The following is a 25710-nucleotide window of genomic DNA, read 5'->3' as shown; positions in this document are numbered from 1 at the left end:
TTTCGAGATCATTCGTCATCACGTGAGATGTCAGCACGCATGCGCGTCAGGGTGTAGTCCAGCAGGCCCATCAGTCGGTGGTAGGGCACCTGCCCGGTACCGTCCGGCACGAGAGTTCCGATTTGAGTGAGACCGTCTCCGTCGGCGTCGTATCGCTGCAAGGAGGTGATCACGATCCACTCTGTGAGGACCCCGTCGAAGCCCTCAAGCCGCCCGACCTCCGACACGGCATCTTCCAGACGCCTGTAGGCGGCCTTCAGTTCGGGGCTTTGCTCCGTCACGTCTACTTCTGCTTCCTCCGGCCTTGGCCGGTCTTCTGCGTTTTGAGCGCGAACGACGACTTCGGCAGCTTGCTCCGCTCCTAGTCGGCGACGTCCTCCACCCGAGTGAAGTGCTGGACGATGGCGTACTGCATGCGATGCCCGCGGACACGCTCGGTGTCCTCATGGATACTCGGCACCTGAATGCCTGCCTGCCGCTCGGCGAGCGTCATGAACGCGTAGAAGTCCTCGAACGATCCCCTGGCCTTTGCCACAATCGATCGCTTCGACCGGCGGCCCCCCTCGGTGGCGTCGTCCCAGGACGCCATAGGGGATCCGTAAATGAGTTGGCCATGCTCTCGTTCGACCTCGTGCAGCATGCGGGCTGCGGCCTCTTCGCGGGCGGCCAGAACTGGGTTCGGGGCTTGGTTCATGCCTGATCTCCTGATGCGATGTCGGTCCGGCCAGTCAGGTCGGGGCGGGGATGGAACTCGCGTATGCAACCGTGATGCGCGCTGGGGTAGGTGGCGCACTCCTCGACGGAGCGGATGGTGCCATCGGCGTGATCGGTGTCCGGGTGATTGACCCATCCGCACTCCGGCCCGTCCCGGACCTCCATCCACTCGACGGAGAGCTCAAGCCGGGCGGTGTTGACCGCGCCTGCGTTGGCGGTGACGACGCCCTGCCAGGACAACGCGGAGTGCGCCCAGGAGTGGACCGGGTGCCGGGCCTGGTTGGCGTAGATGACAGTGTCGAGCGGATGCGCCTCGAGGAGTACGGCCGCATCAACGCCGGAGGCGGCGCGTACGGCGTCCTGGGCGGCTCGGGCGAATACCTGAGCGCGGCGTACGGCCTCGCCGATGCGGCGGATCAGGTCGGCCCAGAACGGGGCGGTCAGGCCGGTGATGGCCGCTTGGTGGTCCGTGGTCCAGGTGAACAGCCGGATGTCCCGCTCGGCCGCGCGGAGGGCTCGTATGGCGCCGTCGCGGTAGGCGATGGGCAGGTCCTGCGCAGCCCAGCGTTCGGCCAGGGCGCGGGCCTGCCGGTCGTACTCGGCCACCGCGGCGTTGAAGTCGACCATGGCCTCGCGGATGCGGCGCGTCCGTCCCACCGCGCGGCCGCCTTCGATCTGCTCGAGCCGCTGGAGGAGGCTGGCCTGGCTGGTGCGGAGGATGGCCCACGTGCGGGTCAGCTGCGCCACGGCGGCCGCGATGAGCGCGGTGAGCTCCTGCCGGTCGTCCCGGGTGCGTGGGTCGCGGACGGGCGTGGTCATCGGCGGGGCCGTTCGCGGAGCTGGATGACCGAGAAGCCGATGCTGCTTGTGTCGTCTCCGGGTGGGTCGTCGGGCGCCGGGGGCTGGCCGGACTCGAGGCGGGCGATGTCCCGCTCGATCGCCTTGATGTTCTCGGTATAGGTGACTCCGACGACGGAGGTGACGTTGACGGAGGCGGGCTGCTCATGGACCAGGGCGGCCTTGCGCTCGTACAGCACCTCCAGTGCCACCGCGCGCGCGGAGCCGAGGCGGGTGTAGCGCAGATCGAGGTCGGCGAGGTGGGTGGCTGTGCCGAGCTGGCTGATGAGCCATGCGCGGATGGTGTCGTCCACCGGTCACCTCCAGAAGTTGAGTGGGAAGGGGGTGGGGTACGGTGCGGGCTCGTTGGCGCCCCAGCCCGTACGGGCCCGCACCGCGCGCGTCAGCTGCCGCCCTCGTCAGCTGACTTCCGGCCCCGGGCCGGTGTACGGGCCGTCGCCTTCTTTGCGGCGGCCGGCTTGGTGCCCTCTCCGTCGTCCTTCGCGGACTCGGTGTCGGGGGCGGGGAGCTTGCCGTCCTCCCACGCGTCCGGGTTGGTGACCAGGGCCGCCAGGCGCGGCTCGGGCTCCTCCCCCGCTGAGAGCATGACGTCGCGGTGCCGTTCCGGGTCTCGGACGAAGACGGTCTTCGCGAGGATGGCCATGGCGATCAGTCCTCGCCGAGCACGGTCGCGGAGATGTGAATGTCCGGCACGTACATCACCGGCATCGCCACGGCCGATGCGGTGGTGGAGAACTGCACCGGGTTGGACGTCTTCTCCGTGGAGACGTAGATGCCCGGCTCCTGCTGGGCGACCAGGCCAGGGTTGTCTCCGCCCTCGAGCTCGAGCTGTTCGGCGGTGATGCCGTACTGGGTCTCGGCCCACTGGGAGGGGTTCGGCGGAAGCATGATCCACCGGTTCTCGGGGATGGTGCGGACGTACTGGTCGTCGGTCCACACCTGCACGTCGTAGGTCTCGACGGGCGGCAGGTTCCAGCGGGCGCGGACGGCGTTGACCTCGTTGGGGGCGAGGGTGGCCGAGGGGGTGGTCTCCGGGCTGGAGGCGTTGAAGAACGCCCCGCGGTACTCGACGTTGGAGGCGAGGACGGACACGGCCCGCTCGGAGGTGAGGACCTTGACCGGGCGGGGTGCGCCGATGCTCTTGAGGTAGCGGATCCACGCCATCTCGTCGGTGAGCGGGGTGGCCGTGGGCTGGTCCCACAGCACACCAGCGGTGGGCCGGTTCGCGGACGGAACGTTCCAGTTGACGTCCAGGCCGAGGCCGGGGAGGTTGACGACTCCGTCGGTCAGCAGCTCACCGGCGGCGATCTCCATGGCGGTCTTGACGGACTCGAAGTGCCGGTCGAGGTCGTCGTACAGCTTGTCGAGGAACTCCTGGTCGTCGGCGCCGCGGGCGGCGGACGCGAGGATGATCTGGAGTTCGGTCATCGGCAGGGTCTGGCCGACCGGGGGCAGCATGCCCTCGTTGACGACGCGCTCGGCCTGCCGCTTGGCGATGACGTTCGGCGCGTCCCACGCACGGAACTTCGCGGCGTTGACTCGGCGCTTGCTGCTCTCGGTCTTGAACTTCACCCCGTTGATCTTCTTCTCCGGCACGATCTGCCGGGTGAGGAGGTAGTCCTCGGGGGTGATGAGGCCACGGACGTAGGCGTTGATGTCGTCCGGCGTGACATTCCGCAGGAGACGGTCCAGGGTGCTCATGATCGGTCTCCTTGGTTACCGGTAGTGGATGTTGACGCCGGGCGCGACGGATGCGACGTCGGTGGGGTCGAACGGGATGGGGCACAGGTTGGCGTAGACCTCGCCGAACCACAGCAGCGCCCCGGAGGTCTTCGTGGAGCCCGGCGTGAACAGGGACTCGGTGCACAGGAACCCGGCCAGGGTTTCCGTGCCGTCGGATGCTGTCGCGGCGCCGCCGGCGGTGGTGGTGGCCACGGTGACGGCCGGCGAGGTACCGCCGGTCAGCCCGGCAGCGGAGGCGGTCATCTGGCTGACGTCGTCGCCGAGGTACTGGCCGACGAAGGTGACGACCACAGCGGTTCCCGGGTGCGGGCCGCCGGTGACGGTGACGTCGCCGACGCCCACGTTGGACAGCGCCTCCAGCGCGGTCTTCACCTGCGCCGCAGTGGCGTTGTACGGGATCCCGGCGGTGGTCTGCCCGGAGAACGTCAGCGTGTAGGTGCCGCCGGTCGGCGTACCGGTCACGGTGACGGTCTGCACCTCGGATGTCGGCCCCGAGTAGGGGGCGTACAGCCCGGACGCTGTGATCTTTCCGAGGGGGATGCCGGACTTGATGACGTTCCGCGGCTGGAGCAGCGTCCCGGCCTCGTAGTGGACACCGGCGACGAACTTCGTCGTGTCCAGCGTGATGGTGTTGGTGTCGTTGGTTCCCACGAGGGAGGCGAGCCAGGGCCGGTCGGCGGTGGCTTCCTCGCTCACGGTCATGGGCTGGAAGTCGTTCACTTCCCTCTCCTCATGCTGTGGCTGGTGTTCTGCTGCGCCTGGTGGGGCGCGTCCACGGGGAGGAGAGGGCGTGGTCCCTGATGGTGCGGGGTCGTGCGGTCTATGCGGCGGGAATCTTGCCTCGGCGGCGCAGCATCTCCAGGCCGCGCTCGCCTGGCTTGGCGGGGTTCTGCCGCGGCGGGGGGCCGCCAGCGGGCGCTCCGCCAGGGGCCGGCGGCGGGGAAGTAGGCGGTGTAGCCGGGGTGGCGCCGAACAGCTCGGGCCGACGCTGCTTCAGCGCGGTGGCGGCTTCCCGCACGGTGTCGTCGTCGGCGTCGCTGTCGACGCGCAGCAGCGCCGCCGCGTCCTCGAGGTCATCGCCCGTGGCGCCGAGACCAACCAGGACAGCCCGCCGGTTCGCGCTCCGCTCCCTGGCGACAGCAGCCGCCTCCCGGGTGGCCAGTTCCTGCTCCCGCTTGGCCAGGGCCTGCTCGCGCTTCTCCTGCTCGGACAACTGCGCCTCGCGGGCCTTGCGGGCTTCCTCGATGAACGCCTTCGCGTCGTCCACGTTCGTGAAGCCGTGCTCGGCCGCGAACTCCTCGAGCGCCTTCCGGGCCCCGGCGCGCTCACCCTGCGCCTTCTCCTTCGCGGCGAGGGATGCGACCTCTTCCTGGGTGAAAGTGCGGGTGGGCGGCGGGCCGGGCTTGGGCGGCTCGGGGGTGGCCGGAGGTGTGGCGGGGGGCGGGTCGCCGCCGTCAGCGTAGAAGGTGGGGCTGAAAAGGCTCGGGGCGTAGGGGTGCGACCAGCCCGGTATGGCCTGGCTGGTGTGCGGGTGGTGCAGCGCGGGGCGGCGCATGAGGGCTGGTCCTCCCACAGGAGTAGTCGTCGGCCCCGCGCCTGAGATCAACGATCGCACGATTGTCACGCGGTGTTGCCCCCGGTCTGCCCCGTGGGACTGTTTTCGCTGGTCGGCTCGGCGTTGTTGCCGGGCTGGATGCTCTGCTGGCCGGGGACGGGCGGGAGCTGCGGCGTGGGCGGGGTATCGACCTGCTCCAGGTCGAGGCCGAGGAAGTCGCCCACCGCCGCGGTGTCGCCGGTGGCGTCGGCGAGGGCCTTGGCTTTCTCGAACTGGCGGGACTCGATCCGCTTGATCTCCTCGGCGACATCGTCGATGGGGAACCCGGCTTCAGCGAGCATGCGGACCGCGGTCTCCCGGCTGAAGACCTTGTCAACGCCAGCGGTGACCTGCTCGAGAACCGACTGCTTGTCGGTGGGTGTGTAGGGGCCCCAGGTGATTTTCGCGGGCTGGACGGTGACCCCGGCCCAGTCGGGGTGCTGCCCGGCGAGGTAGAGGCGCTGCACGAACCGCAGGAGGAGCGTGTACTTGTGGTCGCGGGCCAGCCGCATGCCACCGATGAGCGAGTCGAGCGGGCCCAAGCTGAGCTGGAGCGCGTACCCGGACGGGACCTTGGAGGGGTCGAGGGTGCCGAGGGAGACGGCGGGGAGGCGGGCGACGTTCGCGGCGCGGTCCTTGAGGTCGTGGACGTGCTCGCGGAGCCCGGCCAACTGGGGGGCCGTGTCGATGCTGGTGAGGCGGCCGTTCTCGCCGAGGTTCCAGGCGGTGCCGGGGGCAACGTCGAGCTGTGAGCCGTCGCGGCCGGTCTGGACGCCGGAGATGCCGATGATGGGGGCGCCGGTGGTGGCGGACGCGCGGGAGGAGTCTGTGTCCGCTCCGGCGAGCTCGTCGAAAACTTGGAGGACTTTGGCGAGGCTGGACTGGCCCCAGTGCTCCTCGGCCGGGGGCACGGTGTTGGGGACGTGGATGACCGGGATGAAGTCCAGTAGCAGGTCGAGGTGGTCCAGGACTTCGCCGTCGGAGCGGGTCGCGAACGTCGCGTGCTCGAACGGCAGGGAGTCAACGTCGACCGGGCCTTTGATGTCGCTGAGCTCCCAGGTGGCGTCGGTGAGGTAGCAGGTCACGTAGCTGGGTTCGTCGTTCCAGGCGTACATCCTGCTGATGGCGCCGCTGTCGGGGTTCAGGGTGTCGCCGGGGGTGAGCGGCGGCGGGGGCACCTCGATGCCGTCCGGGGAGTCGATCGGCTCGGGAGCCGGAAGGGGCGCCCGTACCGCTCGGCCGGCTTCGTCCACGCCGGGAGCGGTGGCCGGCCGGATCCAGTCCAGCTCGTAGGTGATGCGCCGCAGCCGCGCCTTGAGCCCGCGCTTCGGGTCCTCCGGCAGATCCCAGGCGAAGTGGACGCGGGTCGGGTACTCCCCGCCGTCGTCATCCTCGCCGATGACCGGGAAGTAGAAGCCGGGGTCGGAGACGCGCAGGGTGGGCCGCTTCTTCCCGGGGTCCCACGCCAGCCGGTACACCCCGTCTCCCAGGCTGACGGCCTTGCGTTCGCACTGCTGCATGCGCATCGGTAGTTGCTCGGTCTCCGCCCACTTCTCCAGCAGCTCCTGCACCCGGGCCGCGGCGGACGCCTCCGGGGTGGGCTGGCCGTCGGTGGTGTCGTCCTCGGCTCCGGGGACGGTGATGTGCTGCTCCCGGCCGAGGACGTGCGCGAGGAGGGTGTCGCAGAACATGGACGGGTCACCGAACTCGCGCCGGTCCCGGGCGTGCAGGTCGCCGCCCACCTCAGCGAGCTCGGCGGCCTGGTTCTGGTCGTAGGCGGCCAGCAGCTTGTAGGCGGCGAGGCGCTTCTCGTCCTCGGCTGGCACCCACATGGCGGCCGACTCCGGGAACGCCCTGCGGTTGGGCATGCCGAGGTGGTCGCTGTAGATCGGTTTGTAGTTCAGCCACGACCAGGCGTGGATCGTGACGGCACGGATGCCGCTGCGCAGGCCCACCGGTGTCCCTCCGAGTCAGGCCCCGCGCCTGATCATCAGGGTAATGGGATGGACCGGGCCGGTTGCCCCTGACAAGGCACGGCAGAGGGTAGGGGGCTGATCGGACTTCATGGGAACACCGAGCGCGCGGCATCACCCGATCGGAGTAACTGTCGGGTGGATGTGCCCTGCCCGTGGGCAGATTTTCGGGCTAGTGACACGAGTCGACCGTCGCACCGCATAGAGTGCTGTCACGGCTCGACTACGTGGAGCCTGTCGTCAGTTGCTGACCTCTTCGCCGGTTCGGGAAGGAGGTGAAGTGATGGCGAAGCACCGAAAACGGAAAGGCCAGGACTCGGGTCCGCGGCACTTGATGATCTTCTTGCGCCTGGTGGTTGCAGTGATCATCTGGTGCAGAGGTGACTCCTAGCCCCAGCCTTCTCCGCAGCGCCTGGGGTCGCCTCGTGCAGGAGGGGCCCCAGGTCGGTGCTACGCAATGTCTCATGCGCGCACTCACTATTGCGCTTCTACTGTAGGCCAACATATAGATCCACGAGTGGAGATTCCACATTGAGGATCCAATGTGCATCGCAATTTTGACGCAGCATTTGAAGCAGATCCGCTGCTAATCGCAAAGCTATGCGTCTACATATGCCCCGGTTCCGACTGATTCACCGTCGCCCGGACAGCCTGCGATCGGCGTATGGCGCGCTCCCGGTAGCCGCCGCGAGTGGATCTGCCAACTCGGTGAGCAGGTGCACGGCGGAGTCCATGCGGTCTGGTGAGTCCATGCCGGGCATCCAGGTGGCCATCTGTCCCTCGAGGCGGGGGAACTCCCCCACGTGGTGCACGAGACCCTGCTCGTAGAGCTGAGCGACCGGCTCGGCGCGGAGGCGTTTCCCCTGCTTGGCGTTGACGGTGATGACCCGCGGCATGACGCGGCCGTTCGTCAGTCCGTCGCGCTGGAGCTGCTGCCACGCCTGGAGCACATTCTGTTTGGCCATGTCGCCGCCGTAGTTGGTCTCCACGATGATGGCGTCCGCGTCCAGTTCGAGCGCGAGGAGGCAGGTGGTGCGGCCGCGCTCATCGGCGGACAGCTTGGCGGACCGGTCGGCGAGCAGGTAGCAGTGCCCGTCGGCGGTGCGGCCGCCGCCGGTGATGCCGGATTCGTCGTTGCTGTCGTCGCCACCCCCGGCGGGGTCGAGGCAGACGGCGGTCCGTACGAGGTCAACGCCGCGGAACTGCATGGGGGTGATGCGGTTGTCGGTAATCCAGGACCACTGCCACACGCCGCCCTCGAGCGGGCGGGGCTTTTGCATGTACAGGGACCACCAGACGCGTTCGCCGACGGCGCGCCGGATCTTCTCGAGGGCCTTCGTCCCGTACCGCAGCGGCCAGAGGGGTTCGCCAATGGGCCGGCCGAGGGGGTCGTCTTCGGAGTCGGCCAGCGCGGGGAGGTCGAGGACGGTCCAGTCGTCAGCGTCTTCACCTTGGAGGATCCGGCCGGCAAGGTCGTGCTCGTGCCAGCGGGTCTGGATGACGATGATGGAGCCGCCGGGCTCGATGCGGGTGTTGAGGACGGACGTCCACCAGTCCCACAAGCGCTTCCGCATGGTCGGGGACTGGGCCTCGGCGTCGTCCTTGATCGGGTCATCGACGATCGCGAGGTGCGCGCCCTTGCCAGTCAGACCTCCCCCGACGCCCGCGGTAACGAGCCCGCCCTCGAGACGATCGCCCGTCACCAGGTCGGCGAGGTCGAACCGGTTGGCCGCTTTCGATCCGGCGTGGAGGGCGATGCCGAGCTGATCGCCGTAGGCGTGGATGGCGTCGCGGATCCACCGGCCGTGGTCGTCGGCGAGGTCAGCCGAGTAGGAGGCGATCATCACGCGGCGCTCGGGGTGCCGGGCGAGGAACCACAGGGGCGCCCACCGCGCGGCCCGCCGGCTCTTGCCGTGCCGCGGAGGCATGGTGATCAGGACCTTACGGGGGTGGCCGCGGGCGATGTCCCGGAACACCTGGTCGATGAGGTCGAGGTGCGGGGCCTGCTTCTCGCGCCGGTCGGTGAGGACTGCGGCCATCGCACCCGGGGACCGCTTGAGGGCCATGTCCCGCTCGACTGCGGCGAGGGCTGTGCGGAGTTCGGGTGAGGCGGCTCGGGCGACGCGGCGGCGTTGGGCTCGGGGAAGGCGCCGGTACTGGGCGAGGATGTCCGCGTGGGGATCGGCTATGTCAGTCCTCGTCGGTGTCGCCGTCGTCATCCTGGTCCTCGTCCAGGTCGTCCTCGTCGTCGTCGTTCGGGATGCCTCTGTCGCCCCCGGTGTCGTCGTCTCCGGCGATGCCGATGAGCCGGTGCAGCTCGGCTGCCGTAGCGTCACGGATGGGGATGGCGCCGCCGCCGGGGCCGGACAGCTCCGTCTTCTCCGGCTCGTCTACGCCGTCGAGCTTCCGCAGATCCGCAATGATCTTACGTACGGCTTCTGTGGCTTGGAGGTCCTGCCCGCCGATCGCCTTGTCCCATAGTCCGGCGAGCATCTTGGTGAGCCGGGCGCGATGCAACACCCGGTACTGCTCCGCGGCCAAAGCCTCTCTGCGCTGCGCCTTCTCCAGGATTCGGCACAGTTCCTTGGATGCCGCGCCTCGGGATGCCATGCCCAACTCGGCGGCGATCTCATCGTTGTTCAGTCCGGCCATGGCGAGTTCGAGGTGCCGGGTACGGCGGAGGGCGACTTGTGCCTGTTTGGCTTTGGAGGCGGTCATGGCGGTGGGGCTCCCGCGTGTGTGGTTGTGGTCAGGCCCCGCGCCTACCGCCATGATCGGGCATTTTGACCGATCCGTTCCCCCGGCCGGGTTGTGGTGGGACCCTGCACGGCATGAGGAGCATGCGCAGGGCGGGGATGATGACCGGGGCCGCCGCGGCGATCGTCGTGGCGCTGGCGGGGTGTGGCGGGGGTGACGACGGCGGGTCCGGGAAGGGCGAGTCGTCGAAGCCGGCCGCCTCGAGGTCGTCGCCGCCGACGGCAAAGCAGGTGACCGTCGATGAGGCGCTGGCCGCGTACCAGAAGGCCGCGGCAGCGGGCTGTACGGACGCGCCGTCCTGCCAGGACCAGATGACGGCCAAGCTCGCCGCGGCGAAGGACCTGCGGGTCGCGCTGACGGCGGAGGACCGGGCGGCGTACGCGGAGCCGATCCGGCTGATCCGGCGGGCGGAGTCACTGGCCGACCACTACGGGCCGGAGGGGCTGGGCTCGAAGGGTGGGTACGCGGCGGTGAATCAGCCGTTGCAGCAGGCGGTCTCGTGGTTGGCGGTGAACCGGTAGACGCGGAGCGGCCCCGCGTCCAGGGGGCTGGTTCGCGGGGCCGCTGGCCCGGTGCGGAGGGGGTGCGCCGGGCGATCGTGGGGTGTGCGGCCGCCGATCACACAGTTCCTTGGCGCGGGGACACTAAGGAGTTGAATAGCCCGGCGGCCGCACTTCTTGATGGTGAGGCATGTTCGGGGATTCATTGCCCCGGGTCCGCTCTGGTGGTCAGGCCCAGGGTGCGGGTCCGCCGCGGTCCCAGGCGGTGAGCGCCGGCCCGTCGACCAGGACGAGTCGCTGGGCCAGCATGGTGTTGGTCTGGAGGGCGTCGCGGGTGAATCCGCTGGTGGTGACGATGACGCCCAGATCGGCGCCGTGGATGTCGCGGTAGGTGCCGTTGAGGATCTGGATGTGCTCGGAGCCGACCCGGTTGCCTTCGCGGTACCGCTTGCACTGGATGGCGATGCGGCGGCCGTCGCGGAGGCTCACGAGGACGTCGAGGCCGCGGTCGTTGGATCCGCCCTGGGTGATGGTGCTGCGCACGTTGGGGTCGCGCATGGCGAGCCGGGCGACGGCGCGCTCGAAGCCGCCGGAGGTCAGAGCCCGGAAGGCGGCCAGGTCGCGGTTCGTGGCGCGGCCGGCGCGGGGCAGGGTGATGTGGAAGCGTGCCCGGCCGCGGAGGCGCCGTGTCCGGCGGGCGGGGTGCAGCGCGGCGACGGTGCCGGCCAGGGCGGCGGCGGTGAGGGCGGACTGGACGGGCCAGGTGAGTACGACGACGAGCAGGCAGCCGAGGGTTACGGCCAAGCCGGATGGGCTGGTACGGCGTAAGCGGGCGATGGCGCGGCGTCGTCGGGAGCGTGAGCGGGTTCGGCGGATGGCGGTGGCCACGAGGGTGTCCTTCCGATGGTGGACTGGGGCGGCGGCCGGGGGTTGTTCCGGCCGCCGTGGTGCGGGTGCTGGTCAGTTGTCCCGGCTGTCGTCGTCGCGGGGTGCGGAACCGAGGCCGTACATGCCACGGATCACCTTGCCGTCCTGGGTCTGGCGGTGGATCTTCCCTTCCTTGACAAGGCGGCTGAGCGTGTTGTCGCGCGTGGATCCCTCGAGGTCCGTGAAATAGCTGATGGTGTCCCTGTGGGCGTAGTGGATTTTGAGTTCGGCAAGTTCCGCGAGGGCGGCGAGGATCTTCCCTTCCGCGGTAACGGGCTTCGCTGCGCTCGAGAGCGGGATGGCCGGGTGAGCAGGCTGCTGCTCGGCGCCTTGGTGCCGGTGGTGGACGATGCGGTGCGCAGGTCGGCTGGCGGTGCACTGCGCGGACACTTGGATGGCTGCGCTGGCTGCGCGGGTGTGGATCACGTGAGCGGTGATCGCACCCGCAAGAGTCCCAACGACGGCGATGGCGGTACTGCGGGTGGCGGTCATGCGGCAGGTCCCTTCAGGGTCAGATGTTCTGGGTGTCGTTGCTCGAGGTGGGGCCGAGGCCGTAGTAGCCGCGGACTTCCTTGCCGTCCTTGGTCTGCCGGTGGATCTTCCCGGTCTGGCGGAGCTTGGTCAGGGTGTTCTCGAGGGTGGAGGGGTTCAGCTTGGACAGGGCGGCGATCCGATCCTTGGGGACGTAGTTGGTCTCCAGGCCGAGAGGGTCGGCGAAGCCCTTGAGAGCGTCGAGGATCTTGTCTTCGGCGCTGGAAGCGGGCTTCGCAAGGGTCAGGCCGATGCCGCCGAGCAGGGTGGAGTTGCTGCTGTCCTCGTCGTCTTCGCCCAGGATCGATGTCGACGCGATCTCGTCACGGCGATCCCAGTCGGGCCAGTCCGCCGGGTAGGCCACCGCGTTGGGGTCGATGTAGGGGGCGGCGGATTCGAGGATGAAGGTGCGCATCATCTCGGCAGCGCCTCCGGGCCCGAGGGTGTAGCCGAGACCGAAGGTGGCTTTGGGGTCCTTCAGGGCGACGCTCTTGTCGTAAACAAGGGGGCGTTCGACGTCCCAGGAGGAGGGGATTTGTCCGGGGTCGACGCCTTCGAAGCCGGTGGTGACGAGGTGCTGCTGGCCGGAGTCGGAGCGCAGCATGACCAGGGATCCGCCCTGGATGACGTTCATGCGCAGGGCGGTGGAGCCGCCGACCTTTTCCGCGTTCACGGCCTGGTTGACGATGGTGAGGATGATGCCCTGGGAGCGGGCCTTGGCTGCGAGGGCTTCGACGATGATCCCGGCTTCCTTCTTGTGCTCGTCCCATTCGGAGAGGGGGACGTGGGCTTCGTCGAGGATGATGCGGACCCACGGCCGGTCCGGGGTGGGCTGGAAGTTCTTCATCTTCAGGCGGGCGGACTCTTCCATGCGCCAGTTCATGAGGGCGTAGGCGATGCGCAGGGTGCCCATGACGCCTTCGACGAGGCCCGTGTAGCAGGCCATGGTCTCCACATCGGGGTTGGAGGAGCCCTTGGGGTCGGCGTTGAGGATGGCGTGGCCGTTGACGTGGTCGGCGAGGGCGACGATCTGAACGAGGCCGCCCTTGCCGGAGCCGGTGACGCCGGCGATGAAAAGGTGGCGGGCACCGAGGACAGGGTCGGTGAACTGGATACGGGCGGGGAAGCCGGAGACGTGCCGGCCGACCTGGACGTAGCCGCCGTCACTGATCTTGAGGACTTGGGTACCAGGGAAGGGGACGCCTTCCTGGAGGGGGTTGTGCTTCATCAGGCGGATCTCGCCCTTGCGGGGGGCGCCGGGGACGGGGCTGTATGAGCAGAGCAGGGCGTTGGTGCGCAGGGCTCCGGCGAGTTCTGCGCGGTCGGGGGTTTTGAGGCTGTTGAGGTCTTCGCCGGCGACGACGTAGGCGACTTCACCGCCGGTGTTGGGGTCGGCCTGTACGTCCTCGAGGTAGGTGTTGGCCATGACGCCGCCGGAGCGGGCGACCCACTTTCGCCAGGCGCCCTGGAGGGTGGTGGTGTCGAGTTCGGGCGGGGCGACGAGGTTGACGGTGATGTGGCGCTCGCCCGTGTGGGCGCCGTCCTTGAAGGTGATCCAGTCGGTGCGGACCTGGTAGACGGAGGAGACGGTCTCCTTGGTGACGGTGACGGTGGTGCCGATGGGGGCGGTGATGGTGCCGGTCCAGCGGGTAGGGCCGAGGGTTCGGACGACGAGTTCCTGACCGCGGTGGGCGCCGGTGCGGGGGTCGGAGATGTGTTGGGCCCAGCGCTGGAGGATGCGCTCGGCGTCGGTCGCGGGCGGGGCGGGCATCCCAGGCGGCAGTGCCGTGGACGGGCCGGGTGCAGCGGGCCGGGGCTTGCGGCCGAGCACCTTGCGGAGCTTGATCGGGACGAGTGAGACGGCGGCCCACCATCCGAGGGAGACGATGCCGGGCACGGAGGGGAGTGTGAGGGCCCCGGCCATGAGGGCGTCGGCGCCTTCGGGGCCCATGAGGGTGCCGACGCCGAGGGCCATGCCGGTGGTGAGGGTGCTGATGAACATCGGGGAGCGGTGGGCGCGGATGATGTCGCTGGCGGGGATGTTCCCCATGAGGCTGTCGGGGAGGCGGTTCATGTAGTTCGCGGCGAGGAATCCGGCGGCGCCGCCGTAGGTGATGGCGGCGGTGAACGCGGCTCCGCCGTCGAGGAACGGGGCGAGGATGCCGGTGGCGATGGGGGCGGCGGAGGTCGCGATGGCGACGGCGCGCTCGGTTGAGGCGGCGCGGGGGGTAGTGGTGGCGTTGCTGCTCATGGCGGGCTCCTGGCGAGGGTGGGGCGGTTCTGGGGGTGTGGAGAGGGCCGGGACTTGGCCTTGTGCCGGTCCCGGCCCTGGGAGGGGTGGGGCGGCTATTCCTTGCGGAGCCAGTTGGTGTTGAGGTTGTCGATGCCGGTGACGGGGGATCGGAGGAGGGCTTCCCTGACGCCGCCGTGGCTGCGGTGCAGCTCTTCTCCGGCGGCTTTCGCGGCCCTCGCGGTGGTGTCACCGGCCGTGGCGTAGGCGATGGCGGCCTCGCGGACGCCGTTCATGAGCCGGGCGAGGTCGAGGGTTTCGGTGACGGTGGCCGAGTCGACCCCCATGTTGGCGATCATCTCGGAGGTGCGGGCCGTGTCCTGGGCTTCCTCGTCGATGCGCTGGGCCTGGACGCGGATCGCTTCGGCTGCGCGGGTGATGGTCTTCTGAAGGTCGGCGACGGCCTTCGCGAGCTGGCTGTAGGTCAGGTCAGGCATGGGGGTCATCCCTTCAGGAAGACGATCTCGGCGGAGGTGGCGAGGCCGGAGTCGACGACGGCCTTGTACATGCCGCCGTAGCGGGTCTCCGCGTTGGCGAGGACCGTCTTGCAGCCCTCTGCCGCGCGTACGGCCCGCTTGTTGATCTCCTCGGCTTTGGTGGCCTGCTCGGTGGCGGCCTCGGCGAGCTTGGTCAGTGCGCCGATCAGCTTGTCGCCGCCCTTCACGCTCTTGGCGCCCTCCAGCAGTTTGGTGACCTCATTGGCTTGGTCCTCGGCGTGCTTCTTCAGGGCCTTTGTCACCTCGGCGACCTTCTGCATGGAGTCGGCCTTGGTGCCGAGCTTGTACTCGAAGTCCTTCAGGGTGCGGACCTCGCCGCGTGTTAGCGACGCCTTGGCGGCGCCGTCGAGGACGACGTGGCTGTCGGTCACCTCTTTCACGCCAATGGGTTCGGGCTGGTGGTAGTCCGCGCTGCTGGCGGGTGCGGTCACGGGCTTGTCCTTGTCTCGAGCCTGCTTGCGGTCCTGGTGTGCCTGGTCGAGGCGGGCCTTCTCGCGGTCGGCGGCCTCGGTGGTGTCGTTCCAGCCGTCCTTGGCGCCGTCGCGGTACGCCTTGGCCTTGGCGACGGTGGCGGCAGCGAAGGCACCGTCCCGGTATCCGGTGGTGCGGGATTCCTCGAGAGCGGTGGAGAACGACTTGCCCTTCGGCCCCTTCGCCTTGTCGGCGGGGGCACTATCGGGGCCCTTGCCGGTCTTGCCGTCCTTCTCCGCCGGGGCGCTGCTGTCGTTCTGCTTCGGCTTCTTGCCGGGCTCGCCGCCGGTGCCGGAGGCGTCCTCCTTCTTGCCCTTCTTGAGGTTGACCTTCTTCGAGTCAGAGCCCGCACCGGTCGTGTCGCCCTTGCTGTCCTTGCCGCTCGCGTTCTTGGACTTCGTGTCGCCAGCGGGGGCGTCCTTCCCGGAGGCGCCGGCCGGGCCCTGGCCGCCGTTCTTGCCGCTGCCGGAACTGCTGGAACGCCCGCCGGATGATCCCGAGCCGCCACCCGAGCCGTCCTTCGTCTTGTCAGACCGCGACGGCTTCGACGCACCGCCGTCCTGCCCCTTCGGTTCCTTCGTGGGCTTGGAGGGCTTCGGTGAGGTGCTACCGGCGCCGCTGCTGCTCCCCGGCGCGCTCGCTCCACCACCACTGCCGTTGTTACCGCGGCCACCTCCCCCGCCGGACCCACTACCGCCCCGGCCGGAGCGCCCCGACGAGCCGTGACCCGTCGAGTTCTTCGGGCCTTTCAACCCGGCCCCGCCGGAGTTCTTACTGTTCAGCGACTTTCCATCCTTGCCGGACCCGCCAGCCGCCCCGGAATTCCCCGACAACGACTTGCCGAGAAGACCACCAGCGCGGTTCACCGACACCTGCCGGTTCACAGTGACCTTCCGGGCCTGCGCCTTTGCCTTTTCCAACTCGAGGCGCTTTATGTTGGAGCCCGCGCCCTTCTTCCAGCGCTCCGCGACCGCGAGCATCAATGCCCGCCAAATCCCCTGCTGCTGACCGGAGTTACTGGCACTGTTTCCGCTGCTCTGACCGGGGTTTTCACTACCGTGGTAAGAGGCACTGGAGCCGCCGCCGGTGGCGGCCTCGCTGGCGCCCTCAGCCGCCGCGGTGGTGGGGGCGAGGTCGAAGTCCGGGGCTGGCCGGGCGGGGTCGACCGCGGCGAACATGGAGCCGATCACGCCCGTCTGGCCGGTCCCAACTGACGGCGCAGTCGGGGGGTCGGTGGGGTCGGGTACTGCTGCGGGGACCGTATCGGCCGCCATCAAGAATCCTCACTCTCTGTGATTTCCGTGTGGGTGCCGTAGCTCCTCCCACCCCCTCCCAGCCCCCGAAAGGACCCGTTCAGACACCCTCATGGGGAGGGCCGGAGGCCGGGATCTTCTGGGTGGGAGGGGGCGGGAGGAACTACGCCGGGTTACTGCGCTTGCCCTTCTTCACCACGCCCACGAGGAACAGGGCCAGGGCGCCGCCGCCGACCAGCAGGCCCTCGTTGACGCCCCCGCCGCCAGGGCTGGCGGCCTCCTTGGCGGAGGCCGCGGTCTCCATGTCGTCGCCGCTGGTGGTCGGCGCGTACTGGGACTGGCAGGCGTCGACTACGTCCTGGTACGAGGGGGACCCGAAGTCCTTACCGACCTGGTCTTCCTTGTCCTTCACGCACTCGTTGATGGACGTCTGCCGGGTCTTGTTCTCGCTGTTCTCCGCCTTACGGTCGGCCGCGTTGACGCGGTTCAACTCCTTGAGCTTTTCCAGCTCGAGCTGCTGGGACTTGAGGGCGATTTCCTGCGCCTTCGCCTCGTTGGCGGCGACGTTCGCGGAGTACGCCTGGTAGCCGATCAGGCCGCCACCGGCGAGAACCGCTGCGCCGATTCCCAGGGCGGCTTTTCCACGCTTCGTCAGGCCCGGTTTGTGTGACCGTGCATGGCCGCCGTACGGGGTGGCGTCGATGTATTCGCGGGAGTCGTTCACGGGGAATTCCTCGTTCATGATGCGGTGGAATTCGTCGTCGGGGGCGGGCATGGTTTTACTCTCCGTTCTGTCGGGCGAGGTGGGCGGACCTGTGGATGAGGGTTTCGACGGCGGAAAACTGCTGGTCAGGCAGGTCGTTCCACGTGAAGAACTGCATGGTGATTCCGGCTTCGGCGAGGGCTTGCTGCATGTAGGCGACGGCCTTCGCGCGGGCGTGGGGGGTGATGTGGCCGGTCTTCTCGAGCAGGTCCTGGGCGTCGCGGATGCAGAGTCGGCCGATGACCGTGGTGTTCTGGGTCCGGCACCAGCCGTACCGGGTGAGGACGGCGAGGACCTGCTCGAGGTGGGCGGACGGCTTCTGCGGGACGGGGTTCTGCCACAGGCCGAGGTCGGCCATCAGGCCGCGCAGCGCGGCGGGGAGGAGCCGGTGGGACCACGGCGGCACCTCGGCCGGCGCCGCGGGCATGTCCCGCAGCGCCTCGTCGACCAGGCGGCGGGTAGCGGGGAGGCGGAGCGGTACCGCGGACGGGGTGGCCGTCCGCGGCCGCTGCTCGGTGCTGATCTGGGGCACGAACGGCTCCTTTCTGCTGGTCAGGCGGTGGTTAGAGGTCTCGGATCTGGTCGTCGAACAGGCTGCGTTCGTTGGCGATCCGGTCGAGTTCAGTGGTGTCGAAGGTGATCTGGAGGGCGACCGGGGTTTCCCGGGCGGGCTCCATCCGGGCGACCGTGCCGCGGCCGGGGTAGGCGGCCTTCATGCCGGACTCCAGGCGGTCCTTGACCGCGTCGAGGAGGTCCTGGGCTTCGGCGACGGTGCGCGCGGTCCAGGTGACGGGCTGGTTCATCGGGGTTCCTTCGTCTGTCGGTTGGCGGTCCGGTCCGTCAAGCGGCGGACCGGAGGATGCGGAAGTGACGGGCGATCTGGACCGCGCGGTCCGAGGCGATGGACCCGCCGAGGTCCGTCCGGACCACTTCGGCGATGGACCGCTTGCTGATGGACCGGTTCGTGGACCGGAGGATGTCGATGGCCTTCTGCTCGAGTTCCGTGAGGGCCAGTTCCTCGTCGGTCCGGTCCGCGGTCCGCTCGGCGCGGTCCGTCTTGGCGTCCTTGGTGTGGTCCGGTCCGCGGTCCGCTTTCGGGGCGGTTCGGGCGGGGAGTGCGGTCCGGTCCGGACCGGCGGGCAGGCCCTGGCGGTCCGCGTTCTCGGTCCGGTCCACGGGCGTGGTCTGCGGTCCACGGTCCGGCGTCGCGGTCCGGCGGTCCGGTCCGTTGTCGGTCCACTCAATGCGGTCCACGGTCCACTGGGATTCGCTGACGGTCCGGTCCATGTCGAGCGGTCCGCGGTCCGGGGTGAGTGCGGGGCGGTCCGTCTTGTGGTCCGTCAGGGCCGGGCGGTCCGCGGTCCGGTCCATGTCGACAGCCGGTCCGTTCGGAACGGAGACGATGGACCGGGCACGGTCCGCGGCGAGTTCGACGCGGCGCTCGGCAACGGCTTCGTGCTCGGTGAGCGCAGCCCGGATGTGAGCGTCGATCGTCTTGCGCGAACGGACAGGGTGAGCGATCCACGCCCACTTCCCGAGAACGGGCAGGGTCTGGGCAACGCGACCAAGGCGACGCAGGGTCTCCCGGTGGGCGTAGCGGTGGAACATCTCGAACGCGAGCTCGGCGATGACGGGGGCCGCGGCGAGGATGACGGAGCCGACGATCCCCCAGCCCTCAAGCTGGCCGTGCTGCCAGTTCACCCAGGAGGAGGTGCTGACCATGGCGAGCATGGCGAGGCGGGGCGCGAGGCCGCTGTCGGTGGTGACGGCGTACCGCTGGGAGAGGAGGGCGAAGAAGAGGGCGGCGACGTCGAACATGCCGCAGCCGAGGATGGCGATGGGCTTGGGGGCTTGGAGTTGCTGGGTGAGGAGGGTGTAGATGGACCAGGTGCCGACGGCGAGGGCGGCGGCCATGACGAGGACCAGGACGATGCGGATGGCCCAGTCGGCGGGGGTCATCCCGCGGATGAGTCGGTCGAAGAGGGGGTTGGGGGCGTCGGTGGCCGGCGGGGTGTGGGGGGTGGCCCCGGCCGTGGGCAGGGTCCACGACTCCCCGAGGTGGGGGATGCGGGTCGGCTCCGGGGCCGGGGTGCTGGTCACGGGGATCGGGTCCTTCCTGGAGCGGGGTGGGGTGGTCAGGCGATGACGGTTGCGGTGACGGCGGCGAGGGCTGTGAGGCCGATCGCGGTCAGGGTGATGTCGACGGCCCGCTGGAGCAGGCGGTGCTTGCGGCAGGCGATCTGGGACAGGACCTGGGTCTGGTGCTCCAGCCGGAGGTCGGCCAGGGAGGTGCGGATCTGTTCGGGGGTGCAGGTAGCCCAGTACGGGAAGCTGGCCTGGTCGTGGCCGTTGGCGCCGCCGATGCGGGGGCGGACGACGAGGAGCAGGAGCACGGTGGAGGCGACCAGGGCGGCTACGGCGGCGGCGCCGATGTAGCGGCCGGGGGTGGGGATGGGCTTGTCGGCGAGGGTGGCGATGCCAGCGAGTGCCGCGCCTTGGAAGGCGAGGAGGATCGACGCTTTACTGTCGGTACGGCCGAGGTCGGAGGCGACGCGGTTTCGGGCGTCGATGAGGTTGGCGGTGTAGTCGACGGTGCTCACGGCTTCGGCGTCCTCTCTGGTGGTCAGGCGGCGAGTCGGTGGGCGCGCAAGGCTCGGCGGGCGGTGCGCTGGCGGCGGGCTTGGTCCCGCTGGGAGCGCTGGGCGAGACGGAGGGTGGTGGCGGCGGCCCAGTGGCCGGCGCAGCGGGCGAGGTTCCGCTGGGTGCCCGCGTCGGGGAGGTTGTCGATGTGCTGGACGGCGGTGAGGTTTTCGGACGTCTCGAGGTCGGCGGCTCCCCAGGTGGTGAGGTCGGTGGGGGTGGCGCCGGTGTGCTGCGGGGTCATGGCGGTCTCCTGTCTTGGTCGTTCAGCTCAGGGCGGCGCGGGGGGTGTGGTCGGAATCGGCCTGGTCTTCGGTGTCGAGGTCGAGGACCAGGGCGAGGAGGTCCCAGGGGCTGCCGGGCTTGAGGCCCTGGCGGCGGGCCTCGGTGTACATGTGGCGGAGCGCGCCGTGTGCGATGGCGGCTCGGACGGTCGCGCCGCGCTCGGTGTCGGCGGCGTCCGCGCGGATGCGGTCGAGGTCGGCGCGCATCTCGGCGGTGATCTCGGCGTCGGCGCGTGCCTCGTTGCGCTCGCGATCGGCCTGGATGCGGTCGGCGTGTGCTTGGGCGAGGTCGCGGAGCAGGTCCTCGACGACGGCCTCTGCGCGGATGGCGGAGTCCGTTGCGGTGTCGGCCTCGGTCCGGGCCGCGTTGAGCTCGACGCGTAACTCCTGCAGCTCGGCGCGGTCGCGGTGGAGGTGGCGGAGTTCGACGGTGCGGATGATGCGGTACACGGGGCCTCCTCGTGTGGACGGTTCGGTCGGTGGGTGGTCTGGTCGGTCTCGGCGCCCACCAGCCGCGAGGGCTGGGGAGCACTGGGCCCGGCCGGGCCGGGCGGGGGTCAGTACACGCGGGAGAGAGCGCTGCTGGACTCGCGTGCCGCATCGGCTACCTCACGGTTGGCCTCCGCTGTGTTGCGCTGGATCTCGGCAGCGGTGTGGTGGCCCTGGGCGGCCAGGTCGTCGGCGACCTGCTCGAGGCCGGCGGCGTAGCCGTCGTACTCGGCGGCGATCTGGGCGCGCTGCTCGCTGGTGAACCGCATTGGGTGTCCCTTCCTGGTCAGTCGGTGATGTCGAAGATGAGGCCGCTGGGGGCGACGCTGAGGACGGTCGCGCAGTCGCCGCAGGTGTAGTTGCGGTAGCCGTCGGCGGTGTCGGTGGCGGTCATCTGGACGTCGCAGCAGTCGGGGGTGGTGTCGCGGCCGAGGTCGTCGCCGATGGTGAGTTCGTTGCCGTTGATGCTGGGGGCCATGGGGGTCTCCTTTCGGTGGGCGGTGGTGGTCTGGTCGGTCTCGGCGCCCACCAGTTGGGGGTGGCTGGTGGGCTTCGAGGCTGGCCGGGCCGGGTGGTGGGGCCCGCCTGTCGGCTCAGCGGGCCCCACCCGGTAGGTGGTCAGGTGGTGGGGCGGGGGATGGCCCGGCACTTCTCGGCATGGGCCTGTGCCCACCTCCGAACTTCGGTCAAAAACGGCGAGGCAACCGGGTTCGGGGTGTGGTCCTTCTCCCACGCGCTGCGGAAGGTTCCGAGCCTCGTGGCGGTCTCCTCTTCGGTACACCCCACACAGGAGGCCACGGCTGTCACGTTGACCGTCTTGCGAACGTCAGCTCCGTTGCTGGTGGGTGCGTAAGGAATCCCGTCTTCCACCCTGAAGGACAGGTCGACGGTGGCGCCGGCGACGGTGAGGTAGCGGGCGATGACGTCCTCGGGCCATGTGGTGGACGGCTGGTTGGTGGTGGTGCTGCGGGGGTTGAAGCGGACGCGGGACTTCTGCTCCATCACAGTGGTGTCCTTCTTGGTCAGTCGTTGCGGCGGGTGGGGCCGGAGAGGGCGTAGATGGTGGCGGTGATCCCCGCGAGGAGCAGCGCCAGCGTGATCAGCAGGGGCATCGTGGTGTCCTTTCTGGTCAGTGGCCGTCGTCGATGACGCCGGCCGCCTCGGTGATGAGTCCGCGGGGGGCGAACTCGTGGTCGTAGTGGGCGTACTGGGCGGTGAGGTGCCGCGCGGTGTCCTGCCGGTCGGCCGGGAGGTCGCGGAGCGCGGGGTTCTGGTCGCTGTCGCCGAGGCGGGCGGCCATGCGGACGATGAGGCTGATCAGGTTCGGGCCGTCCCCGGCGAGGACAGCGAGGAGCGTTTGGGACCGGTCCGCCGAGTGCTTTCCGAGCGCGATCCGCAGGAAGGCGTCCAGGGCGGCGTCAATCTCGGGGCCGAAGAAGCCCTGAAGGTCTTCGAAGAGCCCGGCGAGTTCGTCGTCGAGCGGCGGGACCGCGGTGTCGATGGTGGGGGTCTGGGCGCCGGGCCGGGTGGTGATCACGACTGCGCCTGGCTCTGCTGCCGCTGTTCCTCCGCCAGCCGGGCGGCCTCCTCAGCGAGCTTCGCCGCCTCCATCGCGGACTGCATATTCGCCAGCGTCTGCTCCGCGTAGAACTCCTCGTCCGTCATCGCGCACCCCCCGTCAGGACGCTCAGGGCCGGACGGGCCGGGGCGGTGTCGGCGGTGCGCGTGTGCTCGGCGTTGTCGTCGGCCATGGAACGGGCGAGGGACTGCGCCGCGACGATCAGCGTGTCGGCGATCTGCTCCGGCAGGTCGTAGGAGCCGATCAGCTCACCGAACGGCGTGTGGATCTGGAGCTGCGCCATCGGCGCGGTGCTGTCGTTGTCGATCAGCGGCAGGGCCGCGACGACGAGCGCCTGGATGGCGTCGGACAGGGCCCGGGACTGGACCCGCTGCGCCATGCGGAGGCCGTTGGCGGACAGCTGCTTCGCGGCGTCCACGGCGCGGGCCCGGCGCAGCGCCTCCTCGGCCTGGTTGGGGAAGTTGCGGATCTGCGCGTTCACCGGGTCACCGCCTGGAGCGCGTCACCGTCGATGCTGACCAGCGCCCGACGTCGGGCAACCGTCCCGAACACCGCGACCGTGTCACCCACGCCCAACTCGCGGCCCGCCAGGTAAGACGCGGCATCAAAGATCGCGCTGTTCAGGCTGACCGGGGCCGACTCGCCGCTCTGGTCCGTGACCGTGAGGCGCATCTGGCCACTCGGGAAGGAGCGAACGTTACTGATCGTTGCCGTGGCGGTGACCAGGGTGCCCGTGGGTACCTCGGCCAGCGGCTCGGTGACCGGGCCCTGCACGAGGTCGAAGTCGACGGGCAACCGGCCCGGCATCGGCGCCGGCGAGATGGAGGTTGGACGCGCCGTGGGCGCCTGACGTGTGACACGAGCCGTGTCGGTACTACGATCCATCATCAGGATCGACCTCCTGTTAACGGCAGGTAGGGCGGTTCATGTCCGGCCCGGTCTCTCACCACCGAGCTGGACACGCGGCCCCGTTCCGGCATGACGTCGGTCCGGGGCCGTGGTGCTTGGCTCGTGTCCACTCTATACCCAACACGAGTCGTGGTCTAGGATAGGAGTCAGAAATGAATCCGCTCGCTGAAGAGAAGGAGGAGGGATGGCAGAGGCCGCCTACAGACGCGTAGCCGAGGCGCTGCGTGCCGAGATCGAGGCGGGCACCCCCCCGCCCGGGCAGGCTCTGCCTACCGTCGAAGCGATCGCAAAGCGCTTCAAGGTCTCCAAGCAGACGGCGCACAACGCCATCCGCTCCCTCGCCAACGAGGGAGTGATCAACGTGGTGCGCCGACAAGGGACCTTCGTGCGAGACAGGCCGCGCGAGCGCGCAGTGATACGTGACCGGAACGTCTATCGAGACGAGATCGGGTACTTCTTCGACCGCAACGCCCAGAACTGGCGGGCCGTCGGAAAGCCGTCCCACCGCATCGAAGCGCCTCCGAACCACATCGCCGACCTGCTAGGGACACCGCGCGGGGACAATGTGCTGATCCGGGATCGCTCCATGGGCCCGAAGGAAGCTACACGCGCTTCCCAGATCGCCATCAGCTACCTGCCGCTTTCGGTAGTTGCCGAAGTCCCCGCCGTTGGGGGCACCAACACAGGCCCGGGTGGCATCTACGACCGCATCGAGGAGCACTACCAGGTGCCGATCGAGTGGTTCGAGACCGTGTCTGGCCGTGAGGCGAACGCCGAGGAGGAGGAGAGGCTGGGCGTGCGCCCGGGCGCTTCCGTCTTGGTTGTGACCCGCGAGTCGCGAGTCCGAGCGGGCGGCAGGTCACTCGTTGTAGAAGTGAACGAAACGCGCATGTCTGCAGAGGAGTTCGCGGTGTCGTACGCCGTGCAGCGTGACGCCTCGGCCGCATGGCCGCGCAGTGAGGAGGGGAGTGTGAGCTGACCGTTTTCGCGTCTTCGCTCTTGAGCGTGGACGCGCGAACGGCCGGCACGGGGTGGTAGCCCGACCGGCCGTTCTGACCACCGGCGACTCGCAGCGATTCGCCAGCAGTGTGAACCCCTCTGGAGAAAGGTTCGTAATGAGCCTATCGCTACTTTCCTCGAGAGAAAGTAATCGGGGTGCGATGCCCCGATGACCAGCAAAAACAGGACCCCCGAATACGTCACCTTCACGGACGCTGCCGAGCTCTTGGTCCGCGAGGGCTTGGCCAGCAGCATGACCCCGCAGGGGCTGCGTTACATCGGGCAAAGAGCCAACTGGCCCTTCGGAGACGGCGAAGGGCGTGAGCCCTACCTGATCGCTGGCCGGACCCGATTGATGCGTACCGATCGTCTGATCGCCTACTTCCGGAAGCACCCGCCGACCGGCCGCGGGCCAGATCGAGGCCCGCGCAAGCGGCGAGGTGCGCCGTGACTCGCTTACTGCCTTACTCGGGAGTTCGTGATAGTCCCGGGAACCACGAACGGCCGGTGTGGGTGGTCGAGACCCATCCGGCCGTTCGAGAAGTCCAGCGGATGCCAGTCCGCTGCCAGTACAGAACCGTCCTGCGAAAGAAGGTTCCTCGGTGAGGAGCGTACCTGTACGGGCCTCCAGGCGATACACGCACCCCGCGCCGTGGTCTGTGATCACTGACACGGCGGAGGCGAACCGGTGAGCATTGAGCACATGGCGATGGTGTTCGCCGCTGGTGGCATCGAGGCGAAGGAACGCCTGCTGCTGCTGGCCTACACCAACCGTTGCGACGCGCATGGGTACTGCTGGCCGGGCGAAGACCGGCTGGTCGAGGAGACTGGTATGTCTGCCAGCACCGTGCGGCGCGCGAAGAAGAACCTCATCAACATGGGGCTGATCAAGTCGCTGCGGCGCCCGGACACCAGCAACCTGACCAGGGTGAACATTGCGCTCCTGGCGTCGATGAAGCGCCCGAAGCGCGACTACGACGACAACCTCGTGGAGCGGATCGCGTTCACCGATCCTGCTGCTACGCCGTCTAAGGGTGCCCCTACGTATAGCGGCACCACCTCTGACCTGCGAACAGTTCATTCTGACCTGGACCACAGGTCAAGCTGCTCTGGCGGTCAGGTCAGGTTGACCTGTGGTCCAGGTCAACCTGACCTGGAAACCGTAAGGGAACCAGCAGTAGAACTCTCAGAAGAACCGGATGCGCCTTCGGCGCGTAGCGCCAATGAAGCCCGCAGGGCATCTACAGGTAGTAGGGGCGCTGCGACGCGCGGCTCCGCCGCATCCGGCAAAAGCAGGCACCGTCTCACCAAGGCCGAATACGAGGCGATCAAGTCCGTGCGGGCGCTGCTGCCCGACGACCTCGAGGCCAAGCTGCCCGTCAAGACGCCCACGAACCTCGGCGCCGCGATCCTGGCCGCTCTCGCTGCTGGAAGCCCGTACGAGCGGACTCCGGCGCAGCTGGTGGAGTACCGGGTCCTGAAGCGCTGGAACGGCTTCTGGGCGCGGAAGTTCTACGCCGGGGAGCTGACCAAGGGCCCGGCCGGGAAGCCTTCCGTGGTCGGCCCGCTGCTCGCCATGCTGAAGCACCAGCAGGAGTGCGGGGACATCTCGTGCGAGGACCGGGTGAACATCCACACCGGGGAGCAGTGCCGGGCATGCGAGACGCGGCGGGAGGACCGGAAGGCCGATCGGCGGCAGGAAGCGGATGGCGGCGCCGACGACTTCCCGCAGCAGCGTCCGGAGCTTCCGCTCCGGGAGTGCCACGACTGCGGCCGGCCGATCCGATCGGCGGTTCCGGCCCTGTGCCGCGACTGCTGCGAAGACGCCAAGGCCTGACATGGCGGCGCCCCTACCCGTCTGGGTGGGGGCGCAGCGGTGTGCACCATCACCCACAATTCATTGCACTGTATTGAATGATGCGCTAGCCTCGTGAGCGAG

General features: G+C 69.1%; 34 protein-coding genes. 4 read left to right on the top strand and 30 right to left on the bottom strand.

Going from position 1 to position 25710, the window contains the following annotated elements; translation table 11 throughout:
* Positions 1-8: 8 nt before the first annotated feature.
* The 11 genes from ACWY4P_RS53885 to ACWY4P_RS53835 all read right to left on the bottom strand — a co-directional run bounded on the left by ACWY4P_RS53885 (position 9) and on the right by ACWY4P_RS53835 (position 9600).
* A complete protein-coding gene (locus ACWY4P_RS53885) occupies positions 9-281 on the bottom strand; it encodes a hypothetical protein (protein WP_456213428.1) in 273 nt (90 codons plus the stop codon).
* An 80-nt stretch (positions 282-361) separates the two neighbouring features.
* Positions 362-694, bottom strand: a complete 333-nt coding sequence (locus ACWY4P_RS53880) for a hypothetical protein (RefSeq protein WP_456213427.1) — start codon at positions 692-694, stop codon at positions 362-364.
* Positions 691-1533, bottom strand: coding sequence for a hypothetical protein (locus tag ACWY4P_RS53875; protein WP_456213426.1), 843 nt, complete (start codon positions 1531-1533; stop codon positions 691-693). The genes ACWY4P_RS53880 and ACWY4P_RS53875 overlap by 4 nt, the downstream gene beginning before the upstream one ends.
* Positions 1530-1865, bottom strand: a complete 336-nt coding sequence (locus ACWY4P_RS53870) for a hypothetical protein (protein WP_456213425.1) — start codon at positions 1863-1865, stop codon at positions 1530-1532. Before ACWY4P_RS53870 ends, ACWY4P_RS53875 begins: the two co-directional genes overlap by 4 nt.
* An 89-nt stretch (positions 1866-1954) precedes the next feature.
* A complete protein-coding gene (locus ACWY4P_RS53865) occupies positions 1955-2215 on the bottom strand; it encodes a hypothetical protein (protein WP_456213424.1) in 261 nt (86 codons plus the stop codon).
* Positions 2216-2220: 5 nt separating this feature from the next.
* Positions 2221-3273 carry a major capsid protein gene (locus tag ACWY4P_RS53860; protein WP_456213423.1) on the bottom strand — a complete coding sequence of 351 codons (1053 nt, stop codon included), beginning with the start codon at positions 3271-3273 and terminating at the stop codon, positions 2221-2223.
* Positions 3274-3288: 15 nt separating this feature from the next.
* On the bottom strand, positions 3289-4035 hold the full coding sequence (locus tag ACWY4P_RS53855) for a hypothetical protein (RefSeq protein ID WP_456213422.1): 747 nt from the start codon (positions 4033-4035) through the stop codon (positions 3289-3291).
* A 100-nt stretch (positions 4036-4135) separates the two neighbouring features.
* Positions 4136-4870, bottom strand: coding sequence for a hypothetical protein (locus ACWY4P_RS53850; RefSeq protein ID WP_456213421.1), 735 nt, complete (start codon positions 4868-4870; stop codon positions 4136-4138).
* Positions 4871-4935: 65 nt separating this feature from the next.
* A complete protein-coding gene (locus tag ACWY4P_RS53845) occupies positions 4936-6864 on the bottom strand; it encodes a hypothetical protein (RefSeq protein WP_456213420.1) in 1929 nt (642 codons plus the stop codon).
* A gap of 650 nt (positions 6865-7514) precedes the next feature.
* Entirely contained in the window at positions 7515-9101 is a 1587-nt protein-coding gene (locus ACWY4P_RS53840; protein WP_456213419.1) for a terminase large subunit domain-containing protein, read from the bottom strand.
* A complete protein-coding gene (locus tag ACWY4P_RS53835; RefSeq protein WP_456213418.1) occupies positions 9073-9600 on the bottom strand; it encodes a hypothetical protein in 528 nt (175 codons plus the stop codon). The genes ACWY4P_RS53840 and ACWY4P_RS53835 overlap by 29 nt, the downstream gene beginning before the upstream one ends.
* Before the next feature lie 113 nt (positions 9601-9713).
* On the opposite strand from ACWY4P_RS53835, the gene ACWY4P_RS53830 reads away from it, so the two are divergent.
* Positions 9714-10160: a hypothetical protein gene (locus ACWY4P_RS53830; RefSeq protein ID WP_456213417.1), complete on the top strand. Its 447-nt coding sequence runs from the start codon at positions 9714-9716 to the stop codon at positions 10158-10160.
* Between the two features lie 207 nt (positions 10161-10367).
* On the opposite strand, the gene ACWY4P_RS53825 is transcribed toward ACWY4P_RS53830, so the two are convergent.
* The 19 genes from ACWY4P_RS53825 to ACWY4P_RS53735 form a co-directional block, all read right to left on the bottom strand.
* On the bottom strand, positions 10368-10943 hold the full coding sequence (locus ACWY4P_RS53825) for a restriction endonuclease (RefSeq protein WP_456213416.1): 576 nt from the start codon (positions 10941-10943) through the stop codon (positions 10368-10370).
* 156 nt (positions 10944-11099) lie between these two features.
* Complete coding sequence (locus ACWY4P_RS53820) at positions 11100-11558, bottom strand: hypothetical protein (RefSeq protein ID WP_456213415.1); 459 nt, start codon at positions 11556-11558, stop codon at positions 11100-11102.
* A 19-nt stretch (positions 11559-11577) separates the two neighbouring features.
* A complete protein-coding gene (locus ACWY4P_RS53815) occupies positions 11578-13848 on the bottom strand; it encodes a hypothetical protein (protein ID WP_456213414.1) in 2271 nt (756 codons plus the stop codon).
* 95 nt (positions 13849-13943) lie between these two features.
* A complete protein-coding gene (locus ACWY4P_RS53810) occupies positions 13944-14324 on the bottom strand; it encodes a hypothetical protein (protein WP_456213413.1) in 381 nt (126 codons plus the stop codon).
* A 5-nt stretch (positions 14325-14329) separates the two neighbouring features.
* Positions 14330-16033, bottom strand: a complete 1704-nt coding sequence (locus tag ACWY4P_RS53805) for a hypothetical protein (protein WP_456213412.1) — start codon at positions 16031-16033, stop codon at positions 14330-14332.
* 238 nt (positions 16034-16271) lie between these two features.
* On the bottom strand, positions 16272-16883 hold the full coding sequence (locus ACWY4P_RS53800; protein ID WP_456213411.1) for a hypothetical protein: 612 nt from the start codon (positions 16881-16883) through the stop codon (positions 16272-16274).
* Positions 16884-16887: 4 nt separating this feature from the next.
* Positions 16888-17403: a DUF6197 family protein gene (locus ACWY4P_RS53795; protein ID WP_456213410.1), complete on the bottom strand. Its 516-nt coding sequence runs from the start codon at positions 17401-17403 to the stop codon at positions 16888-16890.
* A 31-nt stretch (positions 17404-17434) separates the two neighbouring features.
* Positions 17435-17674: a hypothetical protein gene (locus ACWY4P_RS53790; protein WP_456213409.1), complete on the bottom strand. Its 240-nt coding sequence runs from the start codon at positions 17672-17674 to the stop codon at positions 17435-17437.
* 37 nt (positions 17675-17711) lie between these two features.
* Positions 17712-18971, bottom strand: coding sequence for a DUF2637 domain-containing protein (locus ACWY4P_RS53785; protein ID WP_456213408.1), 1260 nt, complete (start codon positions 18969-18971; stop codon positions 17712-17714).
* A 35-nt stretch (positions 18972-19006) separates the two neighbouring features.
* Complete coding sequence (locus ACWY4P_RS53780; protein ID WP_456213407.1) at positions 19007-19471, bottom strand: Pycsar system effector family protein; 465 nt, start codon at positions 19469-19471, stop codon at positions 19007-19009.
* Positions 19472-19494: 23 nt separating this feature from the next.
* Positions 19495-19755, bottom strand: a complete 261-nt coding sequence (locus tag ACWY4P_RS53775; protein ID WP_456213406.1) for a hypothetical protein — start codon at positions 19753-19755, stop codon at positions 19495-19497.
* Positions 19756-19777: 22 nt separating this feature from the next.
* The gene (locus ACWY4P_RS53770) at positions 19778-20245 is read right to left on the bottom strand and encodes a hypothetical protein (protein WP_456205724.1); all 468 of its coding nucleotides are present in this window, start codon (positions 20243-20245) and stop codon (positions 19778-19780) included.
* A gap of 107 nt (positions 20246-20352) precedes the next feature.
* Positions 20353-20553: a hypothetical protein gene (locus ACWY4P_RS53765; protein WP_456213405.1), complete on the bottom strand. Its 201-nt coding sequence runs from the start codon at positions 20551-20553 to the stop codon at positions 20353-20355.
* A 17-nt stretch (positions 20554-20570) separates the two neighbouring features.
* Positions 20571-20762 (bottom strand): hypothetical protein, encoded by a 192-nt coding sequence (locus tag ACWY4P_RS53760; RefSeq protein WP_456213404.1) that lies wholly within the window; start codon positions 20760-20762, stop codon positions 20571-20573.
* Positions 20763-20902: 140 nt separating this feature from the next.
* Positions 20903-21286: a hypothetical protein gene (locus tag ACWY4P_RS53755; RefSeq protein WP_456213403.1), complete on the bottom strand. Its 384-nt coding sequence runs from the start codon at positions 21284-21286 to the stop codon at positions 20903-20905.
* Positions 21287-21413: 127 nt separating this feature from the next.
* A complete protein-coding gene (locus ACWY4P_RS53750) occupies positions 21414-21821 on the bottom strand; it encodes a hypothetical protein (RefSeq protein WP_456213402.1) in 408 nt (135 codons plus the stop codon).
* The gene (locus tag ACWY4P_RS53745; protein WP_456213401.1) at positions 21818-21949 is read right to left on the bottom strand and encodes a hypothetical protein; all 132 of its coding nucleotides are present in this window, start codon (positions 21947-21949) and stop codon (positions 21818-21820) included. Before ACWY4P_RS53745 ends, ACWY4P_RS53750 begins: the two co-directional genes overlap by 4 nt.
* Positions 21946-22344, bottom strand: coding sequence for a hypothetical protein (locus ACWY4P_RS53740; RefSeq protein ID WP_456213400.1), 399 nt, complete (start codon positions 22342-22344; stop codon positions 21946-21948). The genes ACWY4P_RS53745 and ACWY4P_RS53740 overlap by 4 nt, the downstream gene beginning before the upstream one ends.
* Positions 22341-22658: a hypothetical protein gene (locus ACWY4P_RS53735; protein WP_456213399.1), complete on the bottom strand. Its 318-nt coding sequence runs from the start codon at positions 22656-22658 to the stop codon at positions 22341-22343. The genes ACWY4P_RS53740 and ACWY4P_RS53735 overlap by 4 nt, the downstream gene beginning before the upstream one ends.
* A gap of 298 nt (positions 22659-22956) precedes the next feature.
* Here ACWY4P_RS53735 and ACWY4P_RS53730 point away from each other — a divergent pair, with 298 nt between their 5' ends.
* The 3 genes from ACWY4P_RS53730 (at position 22957) to ACWY4P_RS53720 (ending at position 25608) form a co-directional block, all read left to right on the top strand.
* Positions 22957-23751 carry a GntR family transcriptional regulator gene (locus tag ACWY4P_RS53730; RefSeq protein ID WP_456213398.1) on the top strand — a complete coding sequence of 265 codons (795 nt, stop codon included), beginning with the start codon at positions 22957-22959 and terminating at the stop codon, positions 23749-23751.
* 189 nt (positions 23752-23940) lie between these two features.
* Positions 23941-24222 (top strand): hypothetical protein, encoded by a 282-nt coding sequence (locus ACWY4P_RS53725; protein ID WP_456213397.1) that lies wholly within the window; start codon positions 23941-23943, stop codon positions 24220-24222.
* Between the two features lie 237 nt (positions 24223-24459).
* A complete protein-coding gene (locus ACWY4P_RS53720; protein ID WP_456213396.1) occupies positions 24460-25608 on the top strand; it encodes a helix-turn-helix domain-containing protein in 1149 nt (382 codons plus the stop codon).
* The last annotated feature ends 102 nt before the right edge of the window (positions 25609-25710 follow it).

It is taken from the genome of Streptomyces sp. LZ34 (genome assembly GCF_053890475.1).
The sequence above is the reverse complement of the archived record's forward strand: the minus strand, read 5'-3'. Positions and strand labels throughout refer to the sequence as shown.

Bases quoted from the DNA above. Each gene is read 5' to 3' on its own strand.
- ACWY4P_RS53730 (WP_456213398.1), top strand. From the start codon at position 22,957: ATGGCAGAGGCCGCCTACAGACGCGTAGCCGAGGCGCTGCGTGCCGAG.
- ACWY4P_RS53815 (WP_456213414.1), bottom strand. From the start codon at position 13,848: ATGAGCAGCAACGCCACCACTACCCCCCGCGCCGCCTCAACCGAGCGC.
- ACWY4P_RS53865 (WP_456213424.1), bottom strand. From the start codon at position 2,215: ATGGCCATCCTCGCGAAGACCGTCTTCGTCCGAGACCCGGAACGGCAC.
- ACWY4P_RS53775 (WP_456213406.1), bottom strand. From the start codon at position 19,755: ATGACCCCGCAGCACACCGGCGCCACCCCCACCGACCTCACCACCTGG.
- ACWY4P_RS53790 (WP_456213409.1), bottom strand. From the start codon at position 17,674: ATGAACCAGCCCGTCACCTGGACCGCGCGCACCGTCGCCGAAGCCCAG.
- ACWY4P_RS53760 (WP_456213404.1), bottom strand. From the start codon at position 20,762: ATGGCCCCCAGCATCAACGGCAACGAACTCACCATCGGCGACGACCTC.
- ACWY4P_RS53830 (WP_456213417.1), top strand. From the start codon at position 9,714: ATGAGGAGCATGCGCAGGGCGGGGATGATGACCGGGGCCGCCGCGGCG.
- ACWY4P_RS53875 (WP_456213426.1), bottom strand. From the start codon at position 1,533: ATGACCACGCCCGTCCGCGACCCACGCACCCGGGACGACCGGCAGGAG.
- ACWY4P_RS53840 (WP_456213419.1), bottom strand. From the start codon at position 9,101: ATGACGACGGCGACACCGACGAGGACTGACATAGCCGATCCCCACGCG.
- ACWY4P_RS53860 (WP_456213423.1), bottom strand. From the start codon at position 3,273: ATGAGCACCCTGGACCGTCTCCTGCGGAATGTCACGCCGGACGACATC.
- ACWY4P_RS53725 (WP_456213397.1), top strand. From the start codon at position 23,941: ATGACCAGCAAAAACAGGACCCCCGAATACGTCACCTTCACGGACGCT.
- ACWY4P_RS53850 (WP_456213421.1), bottom strand. From the start codon at position 4,870: ATGCGCCGCCCCGCGCTGCACCACCCGCACACCAGCCAGGCCATACCG.
- ACWY4P_RS53755 (WP_456213403.1), bottom strand. From the start codon at position 21,286: ATGGAGCAGAAGTCCCGCGTCCGCTTCAACCCCCGCAGCACCACCACC.
- ACWY4P_RS53880 (WP_456213427.1), bottom strand. From the start codon at position 694: ATGAACCAAGCCCCGAACCCAGTTCTGGCCGCCCGCGAAGAGGCCGCA.
- ACWY4P_RS53745 (WP_456213401.1), bottom strand. From the start codon at position 21,949: ATGACGGACGAGGAGTTCTACGCGGAGCAGACGCTGGCGAATATGCAG.
- ACWY4P_RS53820 (WP_456213415.1), bottom strand. From the start codon at position 11,558: ATGACCGCCACCCGCAGTACCGCCATCGCCGTCGTTGGGACTCTTGCG.
- ACWY4P_RS53835 (WP_456213418.1), bottom strand. From the start codon at position 9,600: ATGACCGCCTCCAAAGCCAAACAGGCACAAGTCGCCCTCCGCCGTACC.
- ACWY4P_RS53765 (WP_456213405.1), bottom strand. From the start codon at position 20,553: ATGCGGTTCACCAGCGAGCAGCGCGCCCAGATCGCCGCCGAGTACGAC.
- ACWY4P_RS53810 (WP_456213413.1), bottom strand. From the start codon at position 14,324: ATGCCTGACCTGACCTACAGCCAGCTCGCGAAGGCCGTCGCCGACCTT.
- ACWY4P_RS53800 (WP_456213411.1), bottom strand. From the start codon at position 16,883: ATGCCCGCCCCCGACGACGAATTCCACCGCATCATGAACGAGGAATTC.
- ACWY4P_RS53805 (WP_456213412.1), bottom strand. From the start codon at position 16,033: ATGTTCGCCGCGGTCGACCCCGCCCGGCCAGCCCCGGACTTCGACCTC.